11 protein-coding genes are annotated in these 11,837 nt (G+C 53.0%); 4 read left to right on the top strand and 7 right to left on the bottom strand.

Features of this window, described 5'->3' with window-relative positions; translation table 11 throughout:
* Positions 1-27: 27 nt before the first annotated feature.
* The 3 genes from KQJ18_RS05570 to KQJ18_RS05560 are packed head-to-tail and all read left to right on the top strand — an operon-like array spanning position 28 to position 2,901.
* Complete coding sequence (locus KQJ18_RS05570; protein WP_051594496.1) at positions 28-1,338, top strand: MFS transporter; 1,311 nt, start codon at positions 28-30, stop codon at positions 1,336-1,338.
* Positions 1,339-1,391: 53 nt separating this feature from the next.
* Positions 1,392-2,288, top strand: a complete 897-nt coding sequence (locus KQJ18_RS05565; RefSeq protein WP_137346629.1) for a 2-dehydro-3-deoxygalactonokinase — start codon at positions 1,392-1,394, stop codon at positions 2,286-2,288.
* On the top strand, positions 2,281-2,901 hold the full coding sequence (locus tag KQJ18_RS05560; RefSeq protein ID WP_199967136.1) for a 2-dehydro-3-deoxy-6-phosphogalactonate aldolase: 621 nt from the start codon (positions 2,281-2,283) through the stop codon (positions 2,899-2,901). Before KQJ18_RS05565 ends, KQJ18_RS05560 begins: the two co-directional genes overlap by 8 nt.
* 47 nt (positions 2,902-2,948) lie before the next feature.
* Here KQJ18_RS05560 and uhpT read toward each other — a convergent pair whose 3' ends face one another.
* The 7 genes from uhpT to rbsK form a co-directional block, all read right to left on the bottom strand.
* Positions 2,949-4,340: a hexose-6-phosphate:phosphate antiporter gene (gene uhpT / locus KQJ18_RS05555; RefSeq protein ID WP_038635654.1), complete on the bottom strand. Its 1,392-nt coding sequence runs from the start codon at positions 4,338-4,340 to the stop codon at positions 2,949-2,951.
* Positions 4,341-4,482: 142 nt separating this feature from the next.
* Positions 4,483-5,811, bottom strand: coding sequence for an MFS transporter (locus KQJ18_RS05550; RefSeq protein WP_110496422.1), 1,329 nt, complete (start codon positions 5,809-5,811; stop codon positions 4,483-4,485).
* Positions 5,812-5,820: 9 nt separating this feature from the next.
* Positions 5,821-7,323 (bottom strand): signal transduction histidine-protein kinase/phosphatase UhpB, encoded by a 1,503-nt coding sequence (gene uhpB, locus KQJ18_RS05545; RefSeq protein WP_204526348.1) that lies wholly within the window; start codon positions 7,321-7,323, stop codon positions 5,821-5,823.
* On the bottom strand, positions 7,320-7,913 hold the full coding sequence (gene uhpA, locus KQJ18_RS05540) for a transcriptional regulator UhpA (protein WP_038635664.1): 594 nt from the start codon (positions 7,911-7,913) through the stop codon (positions 7,320-7,322). Before uhpA ends, uhpB begins: the two co-directional genes overlap by 4 nt.
* A 145-nt stretch (positions 7,914-8,058) precedes the next feature.
* The gene (locus KQJ18_RS05535; RefSeq protein WP_087857250.1) at positions 8,059-9,072 is read right to left on the bottom strand and encodes an aldose 1-epimerase family protein; all 1,014 of its coding nucleotides are present in this window, start codon (positions 9,070-9,072) and stop codon (positions 8,059-8,061) included.
* Between the two features lie 11 nt (positions 9,073-9,083).
* Complete coding sequence (gene fucP / locus KQJ18_RS05530) at positions 9,084-10,400, bottom strand: L-fucose:H+ symporter permease (RefSeq protein WP_038635670.1); 1,317 nt, start codon at positions 10,398-10,400, stop codon at positions 9,084-9,086.
* Between the two features lie 27 nt (positions 10,401-10,427).
* Positions 10,428-11,348: a ribokinase gene (gene rbsK, locus KQJ18_RS05525; protein ID WP_085049142.1), complete on the bottom strand. Its 921-nt coding sequence runs from the start codon at positions 11,346-11,348 to the stop codon at positions 10,428-10,430.
* Positions 11,349-11,672: 324 nt separating this feature from the next.
* Between rbsK and KQJ18_RS05520 the strand changes: the two genes are divergently transcribed.
* The coding region (locus tag KQJ18_RS05520; protein ID WP_216421630.1) for a DeoR family transcriptional regulator at positions 11,673-11,837 on the top strand (165 nt) is incomplete at its 3' end.

Below are 11,837 nucleotides of genomic sequence, written 5' to 3'. Positions count from 1 at the left end.
TCATTATGAGTATGGCAAGGAGCCCTTATGTCTATTGTTAACGTAAATACTGAAGAAGAAAAATTAAAGGCAACAACAGTAAGGTGGCGCATATTTATTATTATGCTCTTATTAGGTGCTATTAACTATATTGACCGCACCTCTCTTTCTATTGCCATGCCTTATATTACAGATGAATTTGGTATTACCGATACTCGCGTTGTTGGTGTGATTCATAGTGCCTTTTTCTGGGCTTATGCATTAATGCAAATCCCCAGTGGGGTCATTGCTGATAAATTCAAAGCCAGACATATCATTGCGCTGGCCACTATCTTATGGGGAGCATTTCAAGCCGTTGCGGCTCTGTGTCACTCTATTTTCACCCTTTCACTTTCTCGTCTGGGGTTAGGCGTCACTGAATCTCCAATCATGCCCGCCGGCGCGAAGTTAATGGGCACATGGTTAACGCCAACCGAACGCGGACGTGGTTCGATGCTACTTGATGGCGGCGCTCCATTGGGTACGGCGCTGGGTGCGGTGATCATCGCCGGACTTATTGCCTTTTTCGACTCATGGCGTATGGCATTCGTGGTGGCTGGTGTGGGAACAATGATTGTCGGTTTATTGGCCTGGTGGTACATCCGCACTTATCCATCAGAACACCCCAGCATCAATAAAGCTGAACTAGACCATATTGTTGCGGCAAACGGTGCTGAAACCAGTAGCAAGAAATACCGTCTGGCCGATATCAAACCTTACCTGAAACAACGTAATGTGATTGCACTTATCTGTGGCTGGGTCTGCTATAGCTTCGTGTTCTATGGCCTGATGACATGGCTACCGCTCTATTTCCAGGCCACCTACGGATTTGATATCAAATCGATGGGCGGAGCAATGGCGCTGATCTTCCTGCTGTGTTTTGTCGGCCAACTGACTGGCGGCTACATTATGGATAAATGGCGCAGCAAAGGAGCAAAAACAAGCCGCGTTATGCATACGATGTTGGCGATTTCGGCTACCACCGCTGGTGTTGGTATTTTCCTTTGCGCACAAAGCTCGACGCCAGCCGTCGCAATTACCTTGCTCACTATTGCCCTTTTTCCCCTGCGATGGGCCAGCGTTTACTGGTCAATACCCGGACTACTGGGCGCACAATCAGTTGCAGGCACCATTTGCGGAACCATGAACTTCACCAGTAATTTGTTTGCAGCCATCCTGCCTATTTTTATCGGTTTCCTGGTGCAATCCACGGGGAACTATTACGCAGCGATGATGTTCTTTGCGCTGGCTGCTGTGGGTTATCTCATCTGCTCGCTGCTGATCAACTTTGATAAAAAAATGGTCATTACTGACGAGTAATCCGCCTGAATCTGGCCCGTTTACGGGCCATCTTTCAACATCAGGAACGATGTATGTTCAATTCAGAGAATTTCATTGCCGTAGACTGGGGCTCAAGCAACCTGCGCATTTGGGTCTATCAACAGAATCAATGTGTCTGGCAACACGTCAGTCAGAATGGGGTACTCAAACATCAACCAGGTGTATTCAAAGACACCTGGTTAACACTGCTCAGTTTGTGTCCGCGGCCATTAAACACAGATACAACCGTCATAATGAGCGGAATGGTGGGCAGTAATATCGGGTGGGTAGATAGCCACTATTTACGCTGTCCAACCCCGTTAAGTGCATTATCACAGCATCTAACAAAGGTTGAAGATGCGGGCCCTTTTCCCACTTTCATCGTTCCTGGCCTGCAAATTGCCGGGCCGGAAAACTACAACGTTATGCGTGGAGAGGAAACTCAGCTATTTGGCGCCTTAGCTGATGGGAACTGGTACGTATTCCCGGGAACACACAGCAAATGGGTGCAGGTACAAGAGAGTAACGTCTGCGATTTTCAAACCGTCATGACCGGCGAGTTTTTCCACTTACTTTCACACTACTCCATCGTTGGGAAAAACGCCGAGGAACAAAACAAGAACGAACAGGCTTTTTTAGCAGGAGCCGAACGCGGCTGGCAGGAAACATGTTTATCCCGCAGCCTATTTGATCTGAGAGCCAGAATACTCACCCATGCGTTGTTACCCGATACGCTTTACGAATCTCTGTCAGGGTTATTGATTGGCCATGAAATAGCACAAATGCTACAGCACTATGCCATTAACACTGAAGAAGAAGTCATTCTGGTGGGCAATGACGATTTGCTCAGCCGCTATCAAAGCCTGTTTCATCATTTCGGTTATCGCTGTCGGCTGTGTAACGGTGAAAAAGCATTTATTAATGGCATCAGGAGACTTTTAAATGAATAGTCATAACCCTTTGGTCGCTATTTTACGCGGGGTGAAGCCCGATGAAGTGCTGGCCCATATTGATGCACTTATCACAGCCGGATTCCGCACAATAGAAATACCGCTGAATTCGCCAGACTGGCAACGTAGTATTGCTCTTGCCGTGGAACATTATGGTCATACAGTAAAAATCGGTGCCGGAACGGTCACTAATGTCAGTGATGTCAGCACACTCTCTTCGCTGGGATGTGCATTTATCCTTACGCCCAACACCGATCCGGAAGTAATTGATACTGCGCGAGCGGCCAAAATGACCACCTGCATCGGCTGCCAAACAGTCAGCGAAGCATTTGTTGCATTCCGGCATGGCGCGGACGGATTGAAAATTTTCCCTGCGGGGGAACTGGGACCGAATTACATCCGGGCATTAAAAGCCGTTTTGCCTCCTCAAGTCCCTTTGTATGCCGTTGGCGGAATTAGGCCAGACAATTTGTCCCATTACCTGAAGGCAGGTTGTTTCGGTGCCGGCTTAGGCAGCGATCTGTATCGTGCCGGACAATCTATCCACCAAACAGCCGCAAATGCGAAGGCATTTATCGAGGCTTATAATACTTTCTGTCAGTCTCAGGCATAAAAAAGCCCGCCATTAAGGCGGGCAAAAGTTACCAATGCACACTTAACTCAAGCAACTTTCAATTGTTGAATCTTTTTCTCACGGCGAATTTTACGTTCTTCAAACACGGCCACGATGGCCATCAGGCAGATACAGCCGATGGCGGCGGTATCCAGTGCAGCAAAGGTGCCCGCCCAGCCGGTGAGACCGAAAATCGGCGTGCCGTCGGCAATCATCCCGAGCCCCAGCTTGGCGAAGCTGTCGCCAATCAGGTAGGCGAAGGTGCCTTTAATCCCGTCGGCCGCGCCGATCGCTTTTTTCGGCACAAATCCGACGGCGGCCACGCCGATTAACAACTGCGGGCCAAACACCAGGAAGCCGAGCGCAAACAGCGAAGCCAGATAGACGTACTGGTTGCTGGCGTGCTGGTAAACACCCAGCGTCGCGATGATGAGTGCCAGCGCCACGCAGGCCACCAGCGCACGACGACCGTTAGCGAGATCGGAGAGCCAGCCCCACAGCAGCGTGCCGACCAGCGCGCCCACTTCGAACAGGGTAAAGCCCTGAATTGCCACCTCTTTGGAGAGTTTTAGCTCCTGGAAGGCGTAGACGGTGGACCACTGGTCAATACCGATACGCACCACGTACAGGAAGATGTTGGAGAAGCACAGCAGCCAGATCACTTTGTTTTTCAGCACGTACTCAACAAAGATCTGCCATTTGGTCATCTCGTTTTCTTCGGTCTCTTTGTCCTCTTCGCTGATCTCCTCGCCGAACAACTCTTCGGCTTTACCGAGGCCATAAGATTCCGGGGAGTCGCTGCCATAGCGTAGGCCGATAAAACCGACAATCAGGGCAATAATCGACGGGAAGATAAACATACCGATGACGTGGCCATCGAACAGGTAATTCGCGCCGAACAGCGCGACGCCCGCCGCACCCGCACCGCCGAGGTTGTGGGAGATATTCCACATGCCGAGGTAGGAACCGCGCTTACGGCGTGGCGTCCACTTGGTGATGGTGGAATAGCTGCACGAGCCGCCGGTGCTCTGGAAGAAACCGCTCAGCGCGTAGAAGGCAATCATCAGGAACAGGCTGGTTGACCCCGCGCCCATGCTGGCGCTGAAGCCAAGCATACAGATGGCGGAGAGGATCAGCATAAACGGCAGGAACTGCTTGGTATTTTTGCCGTCCGCGTAGTAGGAAACCACGGTTTTACCCACGCCATAGGTGATGGAGAAGCCGAGGCCAATCATCCCCAACTGCGTCATGCTCAGCCCGTAGGTGGAGATCATGTCGTTCTGCGCGATGTTGAAGTTCTTGCGGATCAAGTACATGGTCAGATAGCCGATAAAGACCACCAGATAGGACTGCATGAACGGTTTGAACCACATTTTGCGCCGCACATCGAGCGGCAGATCCAGGGTCGGCTTGCGCACCTGGTTGAGAAAGGCCAGCATTTGACACTCCCGAGCTGATTTTTTTACCTGCGAATGGCAGGCATTGTAAAAATCAGACGGGAGACACGCCTGAGACAGCGTCCAGGTGAAACCGGGAATATTTCTTAGTTTTGCCTAACTCGGGGCAAAAAGGTGAGGTGCATCACGCTTCGTTGAGATCGCGCGGTGCCTGGGCATTTAAGAACGGCAGCAACAGCAGTGCTGAGATGCCGGCCGCGATGGCGATCACCACAAAGAATCCGCTCCAATGCCAGACCTCCATCACTTTCGCCAACGGCCAGCCGGAGAGCGATGCCCCCAGATAAGCAAACAGGCCGACAAAGCCGGTCGCTGCGCCCGCCGCCTCCTTGTGCGAGCACTCCGCCGCCGCCATGCCAATCAGCATCTGCGGGCCAAAGACGAAGAAGCCGGTGGTGAAGAAGCACGCCGCCTGCATCACGTAGCTGGCGAATGGCATCAACCACAGCGAGCCGACCGAAAGCAGAATCCCGGCGGCGAAAATCAGGTTCATCGGCCCACGATTGCCGTTGAATAGCTTGTCCGAGCCCCAGCCCGCCACCAGCGCGCCGATAAACCCGCCCAGTTCAAACATGGTGACGGCAGTGTTGGCGGTGACCAAATCGACGCCGAGCGTCTCCGACATATACAGATTGCCCCAGTCGTTGATCGCCGCGCGTACCACGTACACCAGCACATAGCACAGCGACAACAGCCAAATATATGGATTGAGCAACACATATTTGGTGAGGATCTCTTTACGAGTTAACCCCGCGCCCTCCTGCTGCTGGGCAATTTCCAGCTCATCGTGCCGCCAGTCGCCAATCGGCGGCAGACCAATCGCCTGCGGCCTGTCGCGCAGCCGCCAGCAAAGAAAAATACCCACCACGATCGCCAGCGTACCGGCAATCATCATCCCGGCGCGCCAGCCGTAATGCAGCGCTGCCGCCGCCATGACGATCGGAATCAGCGCGCCGCCGACGTTGTGCGCGGTGTTCCAGATTGCCCACCAGCCGCCGCGCTCGTTGCGCGAATACCACGCGGTGAGCAGACGGGCGCACACCGGCGCGCCCCAGCCCTGGAAGAAGGCATTCAGCGCCCACAGTACGGCAAAGGCCCAGACCGAGGTTGAGAAGCCGAACAGGATGTTAACCACGCCGGTGGCGATAAGCCCAATGCCCATAAAATAGCGGGCGTTGGAGCGATCGCTAACAATACCGGAGACAAATTTCGACAGCCCGTAGGTGATGTAAAACAGCGTCGCCAGCAGGCCAATATCGCTGCGGGTCAGCACGCCGCTGGTGATAATTTCCGGCACCGCGGCGTTAAAGCTTTTGCGCGTGAAATAAAACAGCGCGTAGCCGAGCCAGATAGTCAGCAAAATATGCCGCCGCCAGTAACGGTAGCGGGCGTCCACTTCCTGCTTGTCGGTGATAAGCGGCGCGCTGGCCGGAGCTTTTAAAAACTGAAACATGGCCGTTCCTTAGGCGTAGCGCTGGGGCAGCGACACGCTGACGCGCGTACCGTGCATACAGGAAATCGTGAGTGAACCGCCGAGCGCCGTCACCCGCTCGCGCATCCCGGTGAGGCCGAAACCCTGCGGGTTCGACCCAGGCGGCAGGCCGCTGCCGTCGTCTTCCATCACCAGCATCAACCGCTCACCCTGCTGCCAGCCCTGGAGCGTCACCGCGCTGGCATTGGCGTGCTTCACAATGTTGTTCAGCCCTTCCTGACAGACGCGAAACAGCGTCACGCGCTGGCTTTCGCTCAGCAATGACTCATCAATTCGCCAGTCAAGGTGGCTGACAATACCGCGACTTTCCAGCTCCATTTCGCGCATCAATGAACGGATGGCCTGTTCCAGCGTGAGATCGTCCAACTGTCGCGGTCGCAGGCGACCCAGCAGGCGGCGCACCGAATCGTACACGCCCAGAGACAACTGCTCGATATGCGCCCCGCTTTGCTTAACGCCCGCGTTCTCGGGGGCCAGGCGCTGTACGATACCCGCCTGCGTACGAATGGCGGTGATGGTCTGGCCGATATCGTCGTGCAGCTCGCGCGCCACGTCGCGGCGCACGCTCTCTTCGGTCTCCAGCAGACGTTCCGCCAGCCGATGATTACGCGCCAGCTCGTTTTGCAGCGACTGGTTAAGCTCACGCAGCCGCTGAATACCCGCGCCGAGCAGCAGCCCGGTCAGGCTTTGCACCAGCAGCGAGAGCAGTAAATCGACCGGGTGATCGTGCCAGGTCTGGCTGGCAATCAGCGCGATGGCGTTCATCAACGTCGCAATCAGCGCGCCTTGCCAGCCGTAATGCCAGGCGAGCGCAATAATCGGTAAAGCGAGACAAAACGGCGTAAAGCGCGAAAGCTCAGCGGGCAAACCGAGCTGTAGCCACAGACTCACGATAAACAGCAGCAGATACCAGACCAGGTGTCGCCCGCGCCAGTTTACCGGCTGTGACACCAGCGCCGGGCCGAGCGGCAGCCAGGTGGTGCTGGTGAGGTAGTGCCAGAACACCAGGCAGATCGGCGCCAGCGTTAATCCGCCGGTCAGGGTCAGTAACAGCGCATTCCACGCTTCCTCCCCCTGCCCCAACCACGGCAGCGATTGCAGCAGCGCCGCCGCCGTCAGCGCTGCGCCCTGCAACAGCAACGTGCGCCAGTCGCGTTGATGGCGGTATCGCGAAATCAGCATCACCGGGAGTAGCGTGAGGGCGCTTCCGATCATCAAAAGTGGCAAATGGGCCAGCGCCACCTCCTGCGCCAGCCAGTACATCAACAGCCATTCCGCGCCCAGCAGCACCGGCCAGTAGCCGCGCGGGCATTGCAGCATTAATCCCAGACGCAGGCCAAACGGAAACAGCAGCACCGCCAGCTCCGGGCGTTCGACCAGATGCAGGCTGATGCTCCACAGGCAAAACCACGCGGCGGAAAAGATAAAGAAACAGGCGACAACGGTAATCAACCGGGAGAAAAGTGCGTTCATTGCCAGCCGTCAAACATCCGGCGCGCCAGTTCAACATCGTTGCTGACGTTCAGCTTTTCCATCAGGTTGGCGCGATGAACGTGCACCGTTTTCGGCGACAGCCCCAGCTCGGCGGCAATCTCTTTCACCGCCATCCCCTGCGCCAGCTTCTCCGCCACCTGACGCTCACGTTTGGTCAACGGATCCTGACGCCCGGCCGCCAGCTTGACGGCGATGTCTGGCGTCAAATAGCAACCGCCGGTCGCCACGGTATGCACGGCGGCAATCAGTTCATCCGGGCTACAGCGTTTTGAAAGAAAGCCACGCGCGCCTGCGTTGAGCGCCTGCTCGACCAGTGCCGGGCTGTCGTGGACGGAGAGCATGATGATCGCCATCCCTTTTGGCAGTTGGCTGAGTAGCTCCAGGCCCGAGATATCGGGCATCGAGATATCGCAAATACACACCTGCACGCCGCGCCCCGGTAAACCGGCCAGCGCCTCGCGCCCGGAGCCAAATTCCGCCACAACCTGCAAATCAGCTTCCAGCCCCAGCAGTTGGGCAAAGCCGGAGCGGACGATAGTGTGGTCGTCGATAAGGGCGATGGTGATCATGGGTTTGTCCTGGGGCCGGGAAACGCCTGATGGCGCTGCGCTTATCAGGCCTACGGGAAGGTAGGCCGGATAAGGCGTTTATGCCGCCATCCGGCAAAAACGCTTACCTTAACGATAAGCGCTTTGGTGTTCAAGCCTTGAGCGATCAGGCTATGCCTGTCGTGACGGTAAATGTCCGGGTGTGCTGCGGTTCTATTTCAATCAAGGTGCCATTGCGTTGTGCCGCCAGGAATCCTTCGGGTCGACAGGTTGCAGGCAAGGCGAATGCCGCAACCTGTTGATCGCCGTTATACAGGATCCATCGCGTCACATAATTCAGCTCCGCGCTGGAGAAGCGTGTAACGAACGTGGTGCCATCTGGTGCGATCATGCTAAATTCCGGCTTATCTGTGTACCTGTCCAGTTGGTCAGCAAAGAAGACAATTTCCGGATCGTAAAAATGGGGTTCATTGAGCCGCGCCAGAGAAGCCTCGCCCTGCACAATCCGCTGATTAAACGCCAGCCATTGCTCAGTCGGCTTAACATGCGCGGGTATCGACTCACGCAGCTTCATGGCTTCATCCGGAATATTCTGGCTGAAGGAGGCTTCCGGTACGTAGGCATAGTTCATATGGCACATGTACTGCAACGGCATTGCCACTGAGGCGAGGTTGGTAACCGCCATCTGAATATCAAACAGCGCGCTCGCTTTGTGCATTACCACCGCAGGATGCGCCTGATAATGATGACCGAACCCCATCACATACTCATAGCGTCCACCCACGCGCAAATTCTCACCCTCCAGCTCCAGCCAGGCTTCATCCATCGCGGCACAAGCCATTTCACCGTGCAAAGGATGTGAATCTTCTGGCGATGGGCAACCATTAGCCAACAGACCTGAGTGGAAGGCAAAACAGCCGTAGGTCGCCACCACTTCCGCCGCCGGTTTCGGCTGACTGAACATGTTACGCATGGTCAGGTCATGGCCATCAAACTGAGCATCCCAGATCATTTGCCCCATCCAGGGCAGAATAACCAGATGTCCACGACTGTTTTCTACCTTCAGCCCTTCCACTCCGCTGGCGTAACGAAATGCGGTAACCGTGAAGTCGCTATTCTTCAGTAAGATTCGCGGATGCTCTGCAAAGAGTTCTCGCCACAGCGTTATACGTGTTGTCATGATCGCTCTCCTCAGGAAACTGTCGCTTCAGCCAGGTTGTTACGCACTTTGCTTTCACGCCAGAAGTAGATACCGACGTACACGAAGCAGAGCATGGAAACCAGGAACGAAAGTTGCAATGAATGGAACATATCAGCCACATAGCCCTGAATCGCCGGAACCACCGCCGCGCCGACAATCGCCATAACAATGACGGCACCTGCCATTTCGGTATGTTCGTTATCCACGGTATCAAGCGTACCGGCATAGATTGTCGCCCAGCAGGGTCCAAACAGGACACTTACCAGCACTGCGACATACACAGCGCTGAAACTTGGCGCCAGTGCAACATAGATGAGGAACAGGGCACCAATGATGGAATAGAGAATCAGCACTTTTTCCGGATTGAAGCGTGTCATCAAAATGTTGGCGATAAACTTGCCGATAAAGAAGCAGGCGAAGCTATAGACCATGAAGGTTGAGGCGTCGCGCTCGTTGATATCACCTAATTCCAGTGCCAGACGGATGGTGAATGACCACACCGCGACCTGCATCCCCACATAAAGAAATTGCGCCACAATTCCACGACGGAAACGGGCATTGCTGGCCAGATAACGCAGTGTATCCATCGCTGACGGGCGTTTACGACTCGTGGTTTGCGCGACTTTACAGGTCGGGAAGCGGGTCAGCAGGAATAACACCATCACCACAACCAGCACCATAATCATGTACTTGTATGGCTCAAGAGTATTTTCCAGCATCATCACTTTAAAGTTATGGATCTGCTCGGCGTTCATCCCGGCCATCTGTTTTTCCAGGCTTTCACCTTCAGAGAAGACCAGATATTTACCCAGCAGAATACCAGCCGCTGCGCCAATAGGATAAAAGGTCTGGCTGATGTTCAGGCGTAAGGTCGCATAGGCTTTTGGGCCTATCATTGAGCTGTAGGTGTTGGCTGCCGTTTCCAGGAAACTCAGGCCAATCGCAATCGCGAAAATCGCCGCAAGGAACATGGTGTAGGTGGCCATGTGCGATGCCGGGAAAAAGAGCGTACACCCAACGATATAAAGGGTCAGCCCCATTAAGATGGCGATTTTATAACTGGTTTTTTTAATCACCAGAGATGCCGGGATCGCAATTAAAAAATAGCCGCCATAAAAGGCACTCTGAACTAATGCCGAGGCAAAGTTACTGAGTGAAAATACACTTTTGAATTGCGTAATCAGAATATCATTTAATGCGGCTGCGCATCCCCATAACGGGAATAAACAGGATAACAAAATAAACTGGAACAGAGGGGTCTTATTCAAATAGCCGTCAGGCATCTGAATGATGTTTTTATCGTTCATAGTGCTACCTTTTACAGTGCAGGAGTATTATTCGTTTAAGGTAAGAAACTCATTAAATTGTTCGATGCTTGGATAAGATGATTGAGTGCCTTTCCCGGTAACGCTGAAAGCAGCGAAGAGGGCGGCTTTTTTCATGGCGGTTTCCACATCACCGCTTTGAACGTAATAGTGAGCAAAACAACCGATGAAAGCGTCGCCTGCGCCACTGGTATCGACAGCGTTCACTCTAAACGCCGGAACATGGACTTCCTGGTCACGCGTCATCCACAGCGCACCTTTCTCACCCATGGTGACGATAATATTGTTTAGACCTTTATCAACCAGAGAACGTGCTGCTGCGCGAATATGGTCATAGGTATCTACTGACATACCGGTTAATATTTCCAGCTCGGTTTCATTCGGCACGAAAAAATCACATTTACAGGCATAAGACATATCTAATTCCCGTAATGCAGGGGCGGGATTTAGTAACACTTCAATACCGTGCTTTTTGCCGAATTCAATCGCGTGATAAACAGTTTCCAGCTGCACTTCCAGTTGCAGGATAATAAGCTGACATTTTTTTAGATCTTCCGCCGCACGATCGATATCTTCCGGGGAGAGAAATTTGTTCGCTCCTTTAATAATCAGAATGCTGTTGCTGGAGTTGGCATTAACAAAGATCGGTGCGACACCGCTGCTGGTGCAGGGTACCTTTTCGACATAGGTGGTATTAATTCCCCAGGATTCGAGATTACGAATAGTGTTATCCGCAAAAATATCATCACCGACTTTTGTCAGCATCAGCACTTTGGAATTGAGCTTAGCGGCCGCAACGGCCTGATTTGCGCCTTTGCCTCCACAGCCAATTTTGAACGCCGGCGCTTCCAGCGTTTCCCCTTCTTTGGGCATCTGGTTGATGTAGGTGATGAGATCCACCATGTTGGAGCCAATAACCGCGATATCCATTTTACTACCTCTCAGAAACAATCACACAACAATGATATTAAAATAACATTATCATGTTACTTTTGTATCATTTGTGACTAGGATCGCGATTGGAAGATCATTTTATTGTTTATTTATTACGCTAAATGTTGCTATCCGATCACACTAAAAATGATGAAGTTGCTTACAATTGACTGAAAGTTAACTGGATATAATCAATAAAACGTGAAAAAACACGCTTTTATTTCCGAATAGTCAGACGTATAGTAATGCGGCAATGTCATGTTCTCAGAAACACAAAAATGTTACTGAAGGAACATGGAAATATGATTCGTGGAGAAGCACATGGAAACCAAGCAGAAAGAACGTATTCGACGTCTGATGGAATTGTTGAAGAAGACCGACCGAATCCATCTGAAAGAGGCGGCACGAATGCTGGAAGTTTCCGTGATGACTATTCGTCGGGATCTCAGTCAGGATGACGAGCCGTTACCCCTCACGCTGCTCGGT

The organism is Citrobacter sp. S55_ASV_140, from assembly GCF_018919505.1.
In the GTDB taxonomy this organism is placed as follows: domain Bacteria; phylum Pseudomonadota; class Gammaproteobacteria; order Enterobacterales; family Enterobacteriaceae; genus Citrobacter; species Citrobacter werkmanii.
This window is presented reverse-complemented; position numbering and strand designations above follow the sequence as displayed.